This window comes from Nocardia sp. NPDC051030, from assembly GCF_040683015.1.
Lineage (GTDB): Bacteria > Actinomycetota > Actinomycetes > Mycobacteriales > Mycobacteriaceae > Nocardia.
Genome location: NZ_JBFBCD010000002.1, coordinates 540,598 through 554,382, shown reverse-complemented (window position 1 = coordinate 554,382; position 13,785 = coordinate 540,598). Strand labels below are relative to the sequence as shown.

The 13,785-nt window shown below is 64.1% G+C and carries 19 protein-coding genes, 1 tRNA gene and 1 pseudogene; 16 read left to right on the top strand and 5 right to left on the bottom strand.

From position 1 onward, the window contains the following. Window positions 1-89: 89 nt before the first annotated feature. The 3 genes and pseudogenes from AB0N05_RS07115 to AB0N05_RS07105 all read left to right on the top strand — a co-directional run. Window positions 90-1,007: pseudogene (locus tag AB0N05_RS07115) on the top strand (sigma factor); the annotation flags it as partial. 79 nt (window positions 1,008-1,086) lie between these two features. Beyond that, a complete protein-coding gene (locus tag AB0N05_RS07110; RefSeq protein ID WP_364689573.1) occupies window positions 1,087-1,458 on the top strand; it encodes a nuclear transport factor 2 family protein in 372 nt (123 codons plus the stop codon). A 418-nt stretch (window positions 1,459-1,876) separates the two neighbouring features. Further along, window positions 1,877-2,233 (top strand): hypothetical protein, encoded by a 357-nt coding sequence (locus AB0N05_RS07105; RefSeq protein ID WP_364688496.1) that lies wholly within the window; start codon window positions 1,877-1,879, stop codon window positions 2,231-2,233. 70 nt (window positions 2,234-2,303) lie between these two features. Here AB0N05_RS07105 and AB0N05_RS07100 read toward each other — a convergent pair whose 3' ends face one another. The 3 genes from AB0N05_RS07100 to AB0N05_RS07090 form a co-directional block, all read right to left on the bottom strand. Continuing rightward, a complete protein-coding gene (locus tag AB0N05_RS07100) occupies window positions 2,304-3,110 on the bottom strand; it encodes a HEAT repeat domain-containing protein (RefSeq protein WP_364688494.1) in 807 nt (268 codons plus the stop codon). 24 nt (window positions 3,111-3,134) lie between these two features. Next, a complete protein-coding gene (locus AB0N05_RS07095; protein ID WP_364688491.1) occupies window positions 3,135-3,710 on the bottom strand; it encodes a TetR/AcrR family transcriptional regulator in 576 nt (191 codons plus the stop codon). Window positions 3,711-3,825: 115 nt separating this feature from the next. Then, entirely contained in the window at window positions 3,826-4,497 is a 672-nt protein-coding gene (locus tag AB0N05_RS07090; RefSeq protein WP_364688489.1) for a molybdopterin-dependent oxidoreductase, read from the bottom strand. A gap of 145 nt (window positions 4,498-4,642) precedes the next feature. Here AB0N05_RS07090 and AB0N05_RS07085 point away from each other — a divergent pair, with 145 nt between their 5' ends. The 6 genes from AB0N05_RS07085 (at window position 4,643) to AB0N05_RS07060 (ending at window position 8,525) form a co-directional block, all read left to right on the top strand. Then, entirely contained in the window at window positions 4,643-5,107 is a 465-nt protein-coding gene (locus AB0N05_RS07085) for a hypothetical protein (protein WP_364688487.1), read from the top strand. Then, the gene (locus AB0N05_RS07080; RefSeq protein ID WP_364688485.1) at window positions 5,104-5,421 is read left to right on the top strand and encodes a transcriptional regulator; all 318 of its coding nucleotides are present in this window, start codon (window positions 5,104-5,106) and stop codon (window positions 5,419-5,421) included. The genes AB0N05_RS07085 and AB0N05_RS07080 overlap by 4 nt, the downstream gene beginning before the upstream one ends. Before the next feature lie 69 nt (window positions 5,422-5,490). After that, entirely contained in the window at window positions 5,491-5,643 is a 153-nt protein-coding gene (locus AB0N05_RS07075) for a hypothetical protein (RefSeq protein ID WP_364688483.1), read from the top strand. A gap of 28 nt (window positions 5,644-5,671) precedes the next feature. Beyond that, window positions 5,672-5,878: a hypothetical protein gene (locus AB0N05_RS07070; protein WP_364688481.1), complete on the top strand. Its 207-nt coding sequence runs from the start codon at window positions 5,672-5,674 to the stop codon at window positions 5,876-5,878. Between the two features lie 207 nt (window positions 5,879-6,085). Next, on the top strand, window positions 6,086-7,183 hold the full coding sequence (locus tag AB0N05_RS07065; RefSeq protein ID WP_364688479.1) for a ferredoxin reductase: 1,098 nt from the start codon (window positions 6,086-6,088) through the stop codon (window positions 7,181-7,183). A gap of 10 nt (window positions 7,184-7,193) precedes the next feature. Further along, window positions 7,194-8,525 (top strand): acyl-CoA desaturase, encoded by a 1,332-nt coding sequence (locus AB0N05_RS07060; protein WP_364688477.1) that lies wholly within the window; start codon window positions 7,194-7,196, stop codon window positions 8,523-8,525. A 122-nt stretch (window positions 8,526-8,647) separates the two neighbouring features. Here AB0N05_RS07060 and AB0N05_RS07055 read toward each other — a convergent pair whose 3' ends face one another. Beyond that, window positions 8,648-8,800: a hypothetical protein gene (locus AB0N05_RS07055; RefSeq protein WP_364688475.1), complete on the bottom strand. Its 153-nt coding sequence runs from the start codon at window positions 8,798-8,800 to the stop codon at window positions 8,648-8,650. Between the two features lie 541 nt (window positions 8,801-9,341). On the opposite strand from AB0N05_RS07055, the gene AB0N05_RS07050 reads away from it, so the two are divergent. The 3 genes from AB0N05_RS07050 to AB0N05_RS07040 all read left to right on the top strand — a co-directional run bounded on the left by AB0N05_RS07050 (window position 9,342) and on the right by AB0N05_RS07040 (window position 11,165). Continuing rightward, a tRNA-Arg gene (locus AB0N05_RS07050) sits at window positions 9,342-9,415 on the top strand. Window positions 9,416-10,074: 659 nt separating this feature from the next. Beyond that, on the top strand, window positions 10,075-10,962 hold the full coding sequence (locus AB0N05_RS07045) for a helix-turn-helix transcriptional regulator (RefSeq protein ID WP_364688473.1): 888 nt from the start codon (window positions 10,075-10,077) through the stop codon (window positions 10,960-10,962). Then, complete coding sequence (locus AB0N05_RS07040) at window positions 10,959-11,165, top strand: DUF397 domain-containing protein (protein ID WP_364688471.1); 207 nt, start codon at window positions 10,959-10,961, stop codon at window positions 11,163-11,165. Before AB0N05_RS07045 ends, AB0N05_RS07040 begins: the two co-directional genes overlap by 4 nt. Window positions 11,166-11,288: 123 nt before the next feature. On the opposite strand, the gene AB0N05_RS07035 is transcribed toward AB0N05_RS07040, so the two are convergent. After that, on the bottom strand, window positions 11,289-12,020 hold the full coding sequence (locus tag AB0N05_RS07035; RefSeq protein ID WP_364688469.1) for a hypothetical protein: 732 nt from the start codon (window positions 12,018-12,020) through the stop codon (window positions 11,289-11,291). Between the two features lie 487 nt (window positions 12,021-12,507). On the opposite strand from AB0N05_RS07035, the gene AB0N05_RS07030 reads away from it, so the two are divergent. From AB0N05_RS07030 to AB0N05_RS07015, 4 genes are all read left to right on the top strand, one after another. Then, window positions 12,508-12,816 carry a PadR family transcriptional regulator gene (locus AB0N05_RS07030; protein ID WP_364688467.1) on the top strand — a complete coding sequence of 103 codons (309 nt, stop codon included), beginning with the start codon at window positions 12,508-12,510 and terminating at the stop codon, window positions 12,814-12,816. After that, window positions 12,813-13,169, top strand: coding sequence for a DUF1048 domain-containing protein (locus AB0N05_RS07025; RefSeq protein ID WP_364688465.1), 357 nt, complete (start codon window positions 12,813-12,815; stop codon window positions 13,167-13,169). The genes AB0N05_RS07030 and AB0N05_RS07025 overlap by 4 nt, the downstream gene beginning before the upstream one ends. Window positions 13,170-13,171: 2 nt before the next feature. Next, window positions 13,172-13,498: a DUF1048 domain-containing protein gene (locus AB0N05_RS07020; protein ID WP_364688463.1), complete on the top strand. Its 327-nt coding sequence runs from the start codon at window positions 13,172-13,174 to the stop codon at window positions 13,496-13,498. A gap of 78 nt (window positions 13,499-13,576) precedes the next feature. Beyond that, window positions 13,577-13,785 (top strand): hypothetical protein (locus AB0N05_RS07015; RefSeq protein WP_364688461.1); only part of this gene is annotated, 209 nt, incomplete at its 3' end.

The window sequence follows — 13,785 nt, the reverse complement described above, 5'->3', positions numbered from 1 at the left end:
AACCTTGCGACACCTCCCCCCGCGGCGGCCTGAGAGCACCGATGACTTTCGCGGTGCGATCGCCTCTGTATATGTAGGAGGTGGTCGCGATGACCAGAGCGGTCGCAGTACAGGACCAGGCAACAAACGATCTACTCGCGAGCGCGATTGCCGCGCACGGTGGTTCGGACCGGTGGAACCGGATCCGGACGATCCGCGTCGACGCCGCCATTACCGGGGCCTTCTGGCAGGTCAAGGGACAGGGTGAGGCGCTGAAGGACATCCGCTTCGAGGTGGATACCACGCGGGAACGGCTGACCATGGACTTTCTCGGCCGAAATCGGCGCTCGCTCTTCGAGCCCGACCGGGTCGTCCTGCAACACTCCGACGGCACGATCATCGACGCGCGTGACGATCCGGAGCGGTCGTTCGACGGCCACCAATTCCAAACGCCTTGGGACGACCTGCATCTCGCGTACTTCACCGGGGAAGCACTCTGGACGTACTTGAATACGCCGTTCCTCTTCGCCCAGCCAGGTTTCGCCTGCGAGGAGATCGAGCCCATCGAATCCGACGGTGAAACCTGGCGGCGCCTGCACGTGACCTTCCCCGACCACATCAAGACCCACACTCGCAAGCAGGTGTTCTGCTTCGTCTATCTCGACGCCTGGCGGGCATACGACGGGTTCGAGGGCCGGTCGTCCTTGCGCACCTGGCTCTACCGCATCGCGACCCGGGCGTGTTTCAAAGCGCTGAAGAAAAGCAGGCGCAGGCCGCTACCCGCCGATCTCGGTGGCCCCGAGGCGAACCCGGAGGCCAGGCTGGTCGAGCGAACGCCGGAGGTGTTGTGGCTCCAGCCGATACCCGACTTCCTGTTCACCGCCACACCGGCCGACCCGGCGACCATCGTGATGCAACGACAGACCATGCGGCTCGCCCTGATGGGGGCACTCCAGCAATTGCCACCGCGACAACGAGCTGTGCTGATCCTGCGCGACGTACTGCAATGGCGGACAACCGAAGTCGCGAAACTCCTGGAGATGACGACAGCAGCCGTCAACAGCGCGCTGCAACGAGCGCGAACCCAAGTCCCTCTCAGCGAGCAGCCTGACCGACCCGGCCGAACCACGGCAGCGAGCCCTGCTCGACCGCTACGTCACCGCATTCGAAACCGCCGATGTCGATCAACTCGTCGCGGTATTGACCGAGGACGCACGCTGGGAAATGCCTCCGATAGCAACCTGGTTCGAGGGCCGCGACACCATCCTCGCCTTCCTGGCCAAACAGATGCGGGTGATCGGACCGGCCCAACTGATCCCCACCTCCGCCAACGGACAACCCGCTTTCGCGATGTACATCCGCGACCCCGACGGTGCACGCCGCCCCCACGCATTGCACGTCCTGACGATCACCCCCGCGGGCGTCAGCGGAATCGTCGCGTTCCACGGGTCCGCGCTGTTCCCCCTATTCGGACTCTGATCGCCTCCGGCGAAGGCCCGCGTTTTGTGTGCCTGTGGCCCATTGCAGCTCGGCTGGGCGGGCGTCCAGTCCGTGCACCGGGTCGGCAATAATCAACTGCTGCTTGAATTTCGGCGATGTGGGGGTAATGAACACTTTCGGATGCGATCGGTGAAACCTGACGAGCGGACCATAGGGAATAATCGCCAGCTCGCGCGGTCCGGTAATGTCATCGCAGTTCATGTTGTGCTCCAGCGCTTCACTCCCTGGTCTACCTCGATCGAAGGAGAAGATGCTCACAATGAAAACGAATCGGCACATCGCGGCTATTGCTTGCGCAGCCGCCACGGCAATGATCCCCGTGGTGTTCCTGCCGCCCTCCGCACATGCTGAATCGTGCAGCGGTGGACAATTGCACTTCGCGAGTTCACCTATCGGAATGAACTCAGCCCCCGTGAACGGAACCTTCAATGGCACCGTGAACGGCTGCGGTATCAAGAACTTCCAAGGCGACTTCACCGGCACCGCCAGCTGCTGGGATACCCAGGTCAATATCAATGGCCTACTGACCTGGGACGACGGCCAGACCAGCACGGTGGCCGGCCCGTGGCATGTCCCCGGCGGTATGGCGCCTCCCCCGGCCAGCAACACCGTGCCCATCACTGGCGGCAAGGACGCGGGCGGGACGATCACGGCCACCCAGGCCGGTATCGACGCCGGCGCGGTCGCGGGACCGTGCATGGGCGGCGCCGCCCGTGATATCACCGTCCAGCTCACCAGCCTGCAGACGAACTAGATCGACCACGCGCGGGGCCCGTTCCATGGAACGGGCCCCGCGTCAGGTCTTCAGTTGAAGGAAGAGCAGGCTATTCCGATTCACGGGCCGCGATGGCGGTTTGGATTCGTCGCAGCGTGCGGAGGGCCTTCTTCGCGGCGACGCTGACCACGCCATCGAAGACTGTTTGGCCGCGGTCGTTGGCCATCAGCCGTTCCAATGTCGGCACGGCGCGATCGTCACCGGTCGAGCCGAGTGCGACGGCCGCCCAGTAGCGCTGATCCGCGTCGCCGTTCTCGGCCGCCTCAACCAACCTCGGGATGATGTCGGGCGTGAATCTGGATAGCGCGCTGGCGATATAGCCGATGCGGAAGTACTTGCGGTTCTCGAATTCGTCCCAGAGCGCCGCGAGGGCCGCATCGCCGCCGATCATGCCGAGGGCTTCGGCGGCGCGTTCACGCATCCCGGAGATCGAATCGCGCAATAGGGGCGCGAGCTCCGGCACCACCGACTCGTCGCCGAGTACGCCCAGTGCGATCACCGCTTGATCCCGGGCCATGTCCTGCGGATGGTCCAGCATGGCGACCAAGCCGGGAACGGCCTCGCGGAAGCCGAGCGCCGCGCATCCCATCGCGGCCCAGGCCTGGCAGTTGTATCGAGTGTCGGCGAGTGCCGCCAGCAGTGGAGCCCGCAGCGAATCGTCTCCGAACACCGCCGCGCGATTCAATGCCCGGCTGTACAGCGCCCGGTGGTAGTCGGGATAGTCGCGGACGAGCGCTCGCAGCGCTTCCCCTGCCGACGCGTCTCCTTCGGCGGCTCGATCCAGCAGCGCCCGCAGATTCTCCTCGCGGGTGTCGAGGTCGCCGTCTTTGAGGGATCGCGTATCAGCTGGGTTCACCGCCCAACGGTACCTGGCTCATGATCACGAACCCGGCGGCGGAAGGACCGGGGGGCGATCGAGGATGATGGCCGAGGCGCGGGCGCGGACTTCGTCTCGGGTCCGGCCCTGGTGGTCGACGGTGATCAGCCGATTGCCGATGGCCATGCAGAATGCGAGGAGGCTGCGGGCCTCGACCTCGTCCGGGTCGGAGCAGAAGGTGCCGATCATGGTGCGCAGCAGGTCCATTCGCACCTCATCCACCCGGAGCAATCGCGCGGCCACCGACTCGTCTCGCCGCGCCCAGTCGCGAATCGCCAGGTCGATCGCCAGCATGCGGTCGTTGGAGAGGGTCAGCCGCCCGGCCAGCACGACCTTGTCCCGCGGATCGGCCTCCTGCTCGACCTGTTCGAGCACCTCGTCGACGCTCTCGCGCTCCCACTCGGCCAGCATCGCTTCCAACAGCGCGTCGCGATCGGCGAAGTAGCCGTAGAAGCCGCCCTTGGTCACGCCGAGCGCCTTGGCCAGCACCTCGACGCGCACCGCGTCCACGCCACTGGCGGCAAGGGTTTGCAATCCCTGCTCGATCCACGCCTGACGTGGAGTGCGGGGCACGCCCACCGGTGACTCCTCTCGCCCGAAACCCGTCGATACGGTGCCGTCGACACGGTATATCAGAGCGTCGCTGGACCGGGACCACGCACTCCAGGCCCGAAACCGCTGGGCCGCACTTCGATCAGAGCGGGGATTTGACGCTGCCCCGGGCGCTCAAGGCGCGGATCGGTGCGACCAGCCAGTGGTAGACGGGCCGCACTATCCGGCCGGGAAGGTAGCGATTGCGCTCCTCGTGCCACACCCGGGCCCTGGGGTGGCCCGAAATGGGTGACAGGCGGTCGGCGGCCGGGGGTTCGGAGGTATGAAATTCGATGTGGCACAGGTGTTTTGTGCTGATGAACCCATATTGGCTGGGGCTGACCAGTCGCAGCGGTGCGCCATGGTTGCCATCGAGCGGGCGTCCCTCGAGACGGTCGGCAATGAGCACGTCCTCGGCCAGCGCGTCCTCGAGCACCACGATCGACTTGAATCCGTCGAGCCCTTCGAACACCACATGACTGATGCTCGCGCCCGGCTCGATCAGGGGCTCGACCCGCGTGCGGTAGAGCACCTCGAATGACGTTCCCTCCCACAGCAAATCGGTGGCCGACCACCCCGCGACACAGTGAAAGTCGGCCTTACGTTCCTGCCGCGGCAGCTGCGCGAGATCCTCCAACGACAAGGTAATGCTCTCGGTGAGCGCCCCGCCGATCTCGATCACCGGATCGGCAGGCACGGCCGGAGGTGGATGGTGCAGATGCGTCCCGAACCGCGGAAATCCCTCGGCGGCGCGCTGACCTGGGGGAAGAGTCATAACAATCCTCCTGTTATACGGTGCCGTATAACAGGGAACCTACTCCGAGCCCACCTCGGCGTCCAGCCCCGGATTCACAGCTCGCCCTTGACTTTCCTGGCAGGAAAGTGGAGTCTTACTTTCCAAGTAGGAAAGTGGGGAGACCATGGAAAATGTCGAACCGGACCAGGCACGAGCCGCATTGGACGCGGTTGAGCAGGCACGCCGCCGAGTCGCCGAGGAGGTTGGGCTGCCGCGCGGATACTGGTGGGCGATGGCCACCGCCTGGGTAGTACTCGGCGCGATCGGGGATCTCGGGCCGGGATGGCTGGTACTCGCCGCGACGCTGATCTTCGGGGCCGGGCACTCGTACGTCGCCTCGCGGCTTCTCGACGGTCGTCGCCGCACCGATCAGGTGCGGGTCAGCGCGGCCGTGGCCGGACACCGCACCCCAATTGTGGTGGTGGGCATGCTGATCGCGCTCGTCGCCCTCACCGTCGGCGTGGCGATGGCCCTGGACGCGGACGGCGACCGCAGCCCCGGAATCTGGGCGGGCATTCTGGTGGCCGCGATCATAGGATTCGGCGGCCCGGAAATCCTTCGCGTCCTGCGGCATTGGTTCCGCGCGTGACCCAGCCCCGCTTCGACGAACTCATCCACCCGAGCACTCGACTAACCCTGGTCGCAACCCTCGCAGCCGCCGACTGGGCCGAGTTCGCCTACCTCAAAGACCGCCTGGCCCTATCGGATTCGGCCCTCTCCAAACAGCTCGCCACCCTAGAGGACGCCGGCTACATAACCACCGAACGCCGCCTCGAAGGCAGCCGCCGCAAGGTCCGGGCCCAACTGACCAACCGCGGCCGCGAAGCCTTCACCGGCCACATAGCCGCCCTACAGGAAATCGTCGCCACCGCAACACCGGCCAACCCACCCACCCCATCCTGATCCGAACCCCTTGCCGGAGACCGGGATCCACAACCGATCACTTCGAATCACACAGAACAGGAGCTCGACATGGGCATCTTCCGCAAAACGAAGCGCGACCCCGAACCCCCGCCCGCCCAGCAGCCCCCACCAGCACAGCCCACCCCCGACCAGGAAGCCAAGCGCCGCCGGCGGCGCCGCCTACTGGGCGGTGCGTACACGGGCGGGTGGAGCGGAAGCTGAAGTCTCGCAACGCGAGGCGGGGAGCCGAGTGTCGTTCGTCATCGACCAACAGGTTTCCTTGGAGCCATACGTGATTCGCGGCATCGAAGTACGCGGCACCGCCGAAGCGCTCGACGACGAGGAGCCCCCGTTCGAACCCCAGGAGCGCGCGATCATCCGAATTCACCCCGACCGAGTCATCTCCTGGGGCATCGACGGCGACTCCTTCGACTTCGCCAGCCGCACCCCCGAGTAGTCAGGCCACGAGCCACCCGACACTCAACGGTTCGAACGCGCGGGTTGCAGGTGGACGAGTCCCCTTGCCATGCCACGCCGCCGCACTCACCGAAGCACCAACGCGAGTGAACAAACGTTCTGCCACTTGCATTGAAATCATCAGCGTTCAGTGATGAGATCTCACAGCTGGTGTTTATTTCAGTGCACGAGTGTTACGCCTCAGGACATGGCGGAACGGGGTGCTCGACCGAAGGTATCGCGTGGGAGGCTGCTGCTCCTGCGGGCTCTCAGACATCTGTTCACCCCGCTGCGGCCCGACGACTACCTCGAGATGATCAATCCGCTGTGGACGACGCGGGAGTTGCGCGGGCGGGTCGAGAAGGTGGTCCCGGAGGGTGCGCAGGCGGCGTCGGTGTTCATCCGGCCCGGGTACGAGTGGGGTGGGCATCGGCCGGGACAGTATGTTCGGCTCGGGGTGCTCATCGATGGCGTTTTCCATTGGCGCGCATACTCTTTGACCTCGGATCCGGACGCGGCCGACGGGCTGATATCGGTGACGCCGAAGGTCGTGGAAGACGGCGTCGTATCGCCCTACCTGGTGCGGGAGATCCAGCCGGGCGAGGTGGTCCGGCTCGGTGAGGTCGAGGGTGTGTTCACCCTGCCCGAACCGACACCCGCAAAGCTGCTGTTCCTCAGCGCCGGAAGCGGCATCACACCGATCGCGAGCATACTGCGCAGCCTCGATCGGCGCGGGGCGCTCGGCGACATGGTCGTCGCGCATTCCGCGCGCAAGGCCGAGCAGGTGATGTTCGATGCGCTGCTGCGGGATCTGGACCGCCGCCATCGGAGTCTGCGGCTCGACATCCGGCTGACCGGCGAACGCGGCAGGCTCACACCCGGCGATCTGGACACCTTATGTCCGGATTGGCGTGAACGCGAGGCATTCTGCTCCGGCCCGCCGGGGATGCTCGACGCTCTCACCGAGCATTGGAACGCTCACGGCAACCCCGACAAACTGCACATGGAACGGTTCCAGCCGCTCATCGGCGGCACGGAGCACGGCGGGCAGGGCGGGCTCGTGCACTTCCAGCGCAGCGGCATCGACGCCGAATGCGACGGCGGCACACCGATTCTCGTCGCCGGAGAACAGGCGGGACTGGACCTGCGCCACGGCTGCCGCATCGGCATCTGCCACACCTGCATCGGTGTCCTGCGCTTGGGCAAGCTGCGCGACCTGCGCACCGGAGAGGTCAGCGAACCCACCGGTCAGGCCGTGCGGATCTGCGTAAACACCGCCGAGGGCGACATCGACATCGAACTCTGAAAGGACCGACATGAAGACGGCATCCAATCCCCTTGCGCACCTCAGCGATCGGCAACTGCAACAGCTCGCCGAGGAATGCGACGCCATCCACGCCGAGGTCTACGCCGACCTCGGCGACCGCGACCGCCGCTACATCAAATCCGTGATCACCACCCAGCGCCAGCTCGCCGTCGCGGGCCGGGCACTGCTGCTGGGTTCCGTCTCTCCCCCGGCATGGCTGGTCGGCACCGCCTGCCTGGGGATGGCGAAGATCCTGGAGAACATGGAGATCGGCCACAACATCATGCACGGCCAATGGGATTGGATGAACGACCCCGACATCCACTCGACGGTCTGGGATTGGGACACCGCCTCCACCGCGGAGGCATGGAAACACTCCCACAACTACATTCACCACACCTTCACCAATATTCGCGGCAAGGACAAGGACCTCGGGTACGAGATCATGCGGATCGACCCGAACCAGAAGTGGAGTGCCTTCTACCTCGCCCAGCCGTTCTACAACGTGCTGCTCATGGCCTTCTTCGAATGGGGAGTGGCCTTCCACGACATGGATATCGAGGCCATCCGCGCCGGAGACAAGCCGATGCCGGAAGTCTGGCAGGATCTCAAAGGCATCGCGGGCAAGGCACGAGCGCAGATCACCAAGGACTATCTCGGCTGGCCGCTGGTGAGCGCGGCGGCGTTCGGCGCGGCACAGCTCGTACTCCGCAACCGATTGCCGCAATCCTCGACCTCACGAATCAGCAAGGGACTGAGGAAAATCGGCGGTGGCCGCCGCACCGGCACGGTCACGAACCTGCTCGATCGGCTGCTCCCTGGGATGGAACGCGCCTTCCTGGCCACCGTCGCCGCGAACTTCACCGCCAACATCATTCGCAATGTCTGGGCGCACGCCATCATCTTCTGCGGCCACTTCCCCGACCAGACCTACACTTTCAGCCAGGACGAGGTCGCAAGCGAGAGCCGCGGTGGCTGGTACGCCCGGCAACTGGTCGCCGCCGCCAACATCGAGGGCAGCCCGCTTTTCCACATCATCAGCGGCAACCTCGGCTACCAGGTGGAACACCACCTGTTCCCCGACATGCCGAGCAGCCGCTACGCCGAAATCGCGCCCCGGGTCAAAGATCTCTGCGAACGCTACCAACTCCCGTACAACTCCGGATCCTTCTCCCGCCAGTGGGCCATGGTCCACCGCACCATCGTCCGTCTCGCCTTCCCCGGCGGCGAACCCCGCCCGAAACCCGGCCCCTACCACCGCGAAACCGACCCATTCACCCCGAACGGCCACAGCGAATCCGACCGCTTCCGCAACCGGATACCGGCCGGTGACAAAGCCTGAGAACGGTCGGACGATCAACTGGCTGAAATGGTCGAACAATGACGGACCATGAACCGACCGAACTGAATCTCGAAATCGCTCGCAAGATCTACCCGATCGGCCACCACGTTACGGGCACGGTCTCACAGATCCCTCGACCGGGAACCATCGGCTTGTTCGTCGACCTGGGCCAGCCACCATGGGGATTCGTGGACGTACTCCACCTTCCAGACTCTCCGGATCAGTGGCCGGCCCTCGGCACCATCACCGAGTTCGAGGTCGTTCACCACACTCATCACGGCTACCAGGTCAGGCTCGTTCCACTCGACCCCGCCTACCGCGCACGTCCTCGAGCACCGATAGACGAGCAACGGCTACGCGAGGTGAAGCGCCTCCTTTCGGGCGATCAGACGTAGCCACCCCACGGTCGCGAAACTGTTCAATTCTGCAGTGCACGACGTACGGCTCGGCCTCGGATCGACACGGCCAGTTGACCTTCCGCCGCGCCGTGCCGGCCGATTCAGTCAGCACGGTCAGCGGCTAGTAAGGGACTGGTGTCAGGATGTCGCGTTCGGAAAGCACAGCAGCGATCACGTCCGGCCTGAACATGCACTTAGACCCATGAACAGTCAGAAAACTGACCGGCAACAGAGGTTAGTGCATGAATAGGCCGGTAATCCGGAACTTGGCATTACCGCGCACTTGAGTCCACTGGAGCCAGCAACTACGGTGACCGCCGACTAACACGACGAACTATCGACATATCGGCGGAAATTCGCAGCTCATGACGGGTTTGCATTGTTGTAGATGCTGTACGTGCCGCCCCGAGGGAACCACATGCCCGTAGCTCAACCGGATAGAGCAACTCCCTTCGAAGGAGAAGGTTGGGGGTTCAATTCCTCCCGGGCATAACACCTTTCGATGAAGCGTGGCGTAACGGCAGCACGGCGGTATGCTTCCTGGGCGACCACGGGAGTCCGGCTCGATGCCTGCCACGATGAAATCGGCCTGCCGACCCGATAGCGCGGACATATAAGCAACTGTCTGCACCAATGGAGCCGAGTCTGAGATATCGGATCTCGCCTTCACTCCGGTGATCAGCAAATCCCCAAACCGTCACAAGCAGACAGCCAATGGCCAAGGCCATGAGCACCCATGTTTCCCAGGCCATTTCCTCAACTCCCCACGTGTGGGAAATCCGCGGGGATCAGGTGTCTGGCTTCTACGAGCCTCAGTTTGGCTTGGCGTTTACGGTCGCACACGGAGACCAGACAGTCGAGGTGCTGCTCCTGCATCACCAGGTGAGTTTCGGCGACCGTCATCACCGGTAGCGCGTGATGGTGCCGGGGTGGAAGGCCGTACATCGTTGACTCCCCTTCCATTTCAGATTCGGAAGTATCCGGCGAGTCGTGCCCCTGGTCGCCCGATACCCGTCCATTGCACACCCGCGCGGGCTACCGTTGGAGAATCCAGAACGGATAACACGGGGCAAGTCAGCCACTCTCCTTCTCGGGCCGCCCCGCAACGAAGCTCTCCATAGTCCGCAGTACCGGATAGTGAGGCTGACGAGATGGCGACCGGATCTACGCTCGCGCGACGCGCGCTGGGACGACAGTTGAAGCGAATTCGAGAGCGGCACAACATCAGCCAGTCAGCGGCCGGACGAGTGATCGGCGTATCCCAGCAGACGATCGGGCGTATGGAAGACGGCCAACCCACGAAAGTGTCCGATCTGTACATCAATACGCTGTGCGATGCGTATCAGACTTCCGGCGAGGAACGCGGAATGCTGTTGGGGCTGGCATTGGAAGTCCGCACCGCACAGAAGTCCGAGGGCGGGTGGTGGCGCGCGTACGCCGACGAGATTCGGCCGGGCGTGAACCACTACATGGGCCTCGAAGAGGCGGCGCGCAAGCTCGCCATTTGGAAGGTCACCATCGTCCCGGGGGTCCTCCAAACACCGGAATATCGCCGCGCCATGGTGTGGATGGAGCGCCCCGAAATGCCGTCGGAGCAAGTCGAAAAGCTCGTGGAAGTAACCATGCGCAGACAGGAACGGCTGGCCGAACCCGACTTCGCCGTCGACGCCATTCTCAGCGAGATGGTGCTCCGTGATCAGGTCGGCGGGCGCGGAGTCATATCCGCACAGCTGCAACACCTTGCCGAAGTCGGCCTACGGGAGAATGTTTCGGTCCGCGTGGTCCCATACGACGCCCCGACACACCTCGGTTCACGGGTGGGATCCTTCGTGCTGCTGGAGTTCCCCAAGCTCCCCGCGACCGGGCTCATCGAGCCACCGGTGATCTACGTCGAGGAGTACGCGGGCGATCTGTACCTGGAACGTGACACCGAAGTTTGCCGCTACCGCGACGCCTTCGCCGAGATCAGCCGTGTAGCGTTGGACCAGGACTCGACCAGGGAAATCATCCTGAAGATCGCAGAGGAGCACGCCGCGTGAACGTCGATCTGTCCAAGGCCCGTTGGTTCAAGAGCAGCCGAAGCAGTGGTCAAGGCGAATGTGTGGAGGCCGCTCACCTCGTGGACGGTTCGGTAGGAATCCGCGATTCGAAGCTCGGGTACGACAGTCCTGTGCTCGTGTTCGAACCGGCAGCCTGGGACACCTTCAATCGCGCGGTGCAGATCGGCCGATTCGATCTCTGACCCTCACACTCTCCCCGCCCGTAGCGTGAGCTGAGTGGAACTTCTCCCCCAGCGCCGGGCAGATCGGCTGACATACTGTGGTGCGGTGACCGAGCTTTCGGTCACCGCCACGGTGCGCGAGGATCAGGCGGTGGGGACCGGCGGGTTGGCCAGTTCGGTGGCGAACTGAAGCAGGGCGACGGTCGCGACCGGGCCACCGACGAAGATCGTGCCGGCCACCGCGCCGATGGCGCCGAGCGCCGCACCGGTGACCAGACAGCCGCCGATGCCGGCGGGTACGGCGAGGGTTCCGATGGTTACCGCGCCCGCGCCGGCGCCGACCAGGAGGCCACCCGCGATACAACCGATGGTCGCGCCGATGGCGGTGCCGATCAGGCTGCCGATCGCCACGCCGACGCCTACCTCGTTGGTGAGGTTGCTCAGCGCCTGGTTGAAGTTCGGGTTCGCGGTGGCGTCGATTTCCTTGGCGGTTGCGGTATTCGGGACGGCGGGGGTGGCGGTGGCCGGATCGGTGCTCGGGGTCAGGGTGACGGTGTTGCCGTCGATCGCGGCGGCGATCGGGAAGGACTTCCCGGCCAGTTCGTAGCTCAGCGGCAGCGAGACAACGGGCTTACCCGCACCGTCGATGATCTCGAACCGATTATCCTTGGCCGCAAACGAACCCCGGTCGGTGGAGACGACCACGGAATGATCGGCAAGGCTCGCCTGGTAGTGAATTCCAGGTGCGATTTCGGCGGTCACCGGGGTGTCGATCGATGGCACCGGCTGCGCGTACGCCATATTCGCGGTGACGGAGGTGACGGACAGGGCAGCGGCGGCGAAGACAGCGGTCGCCGCAATAGAACGGAACTTCATCAGATTCTTTCTTCGTGAGCTTGTTTCGGAATTGAGCGCACAGCGACGCCGAAGCGAATGCGGCAGTCGCACAGCATGTTTCATGCTGCAGTGGGCATCTCCATGCAATGCCGGATGCTTTCCGACGCCAATCATGAGCGCCCGACTCCAGCAATGTCAATCCGCGCTGAGCAATAGTGACGCGCACCGCAGAACGCCTCCGCGGCACGAAAACCATTGGGCCGTAAAAACAAAACGCAAAGGCGTAAAGGATTCATATGAATGGGCCAGCCAGCGTGAGCGAACTGATTGCTCCACGCCGCCGGTCGAGTGCGGGCGCACGAATCGCACACCGGAGCTGCAGCGTTCGCCACGTCGGCGCCCCCGTAGTAACCACCTTTCCGCTGTGGACCGCCCCCCTCTACTGTGTGATACAGTCTAGTGGTACTCGGTACCACCGAGTAGCGTGATCCGACAAAAGGAGGACGCCACGGAAAACTTGACGGAGATGCTGAAGGGCACGCTCGAAGGCTGCGTCCTCGAGATCATCGGCACCGATGCGACATACGGCTACGCGATTACGCGCCGGCTGAACGAACTCGGCTTCGCGGACGTCATCGAGGGGACGGTCTACACGATCCTGGTGCGTCTGGAGAAAAACGGGCTGGTCGATGTGTCGAAACGACCGTCGGAAGTCGGCCCGCCACGCAAGTTCTACGCGCTCAACGACGCGGGGCGTGAAGAACTCTCCACCTTCTGGACGAAATGGGAATACGTCTCGTCGCGCATCAACGAGCTGAAGGAAAACCATAAATGAGCTTCTGGGAGAAAATCACCGGCAGCGACCTCACCAAGGAATACAAGGCATTCGAGGCGCGCGCCGAAGCCCTTCCGGCCGAACACCTAGCGGCATGGGAGCAGATCAAGGTCCGGCTGTCGCCCTACTCGGACATCACTGGCCGTAACTTGATGCCGATCCTCGACGGGGCGCTCGGCCTGCTCGAAGAGGCCGCGGCGGACGGTCAGAGCGTGCACGAGGCATTGGGTGATGACGTCCAGGGCTTCTGCGCGGCGATCGCCGGCGAAGAGGGAGCCAAGGACTTCCGCGACAAGTGGCGCGAACAATTGAACAAGAACATCGCCCGGAAACTGAGCCGGTCAGGAGGATAACGATGGGCATCCGCGACATCATCGAAGGCAAACGCGAATGGCGAGCGCACGTGGCGCGAGTCAAGGCGCTCCCGCCCGACTATCAGATCGTCTACAAGGAGATCCAGAAGTACTACTTCAAAATCGGCCCGGTCGGCCTGGTCGATGGCACCCTACTCCCGGGAATTCTCGACTTCTTCGAGGAGGGCGCCGCGGAAGGCAAAGGCGTCCTGGACCGCATCGGCGACGACGTCGCGGCCTTCTGCGATGACCTGATCAAGGACTCGCCCACCCACGCCGACATCTATCAAGAGTCGATCAACAAGAAGATCAGCAAGAAATCGCAATAGTCCCCGTTGCCCGCACGAGTACCGAGCGTCGCGAATTGAACCCCAGCGCGACCGGATTCGACAGAGCGCCAGGCGCGGGTGACGAGCGAGACCGCTACGACGCCGCAGTCATGGTTCCGACTCGGGTTCCAGCTCAGACTCAGGTTCCGGCTCAGGCTCGGGTTCCGGCTCAGGCTCGGGTTCCGGCTCGGGCTCGGGTTCCGGCTCGGGCTCGGGTTCCGGCTCGGGCTCGGGTTCCGGCTCGGGCTCGGGTTCCGGCTCGGGCTCGGGTTCCGGCTCGGGCTCGG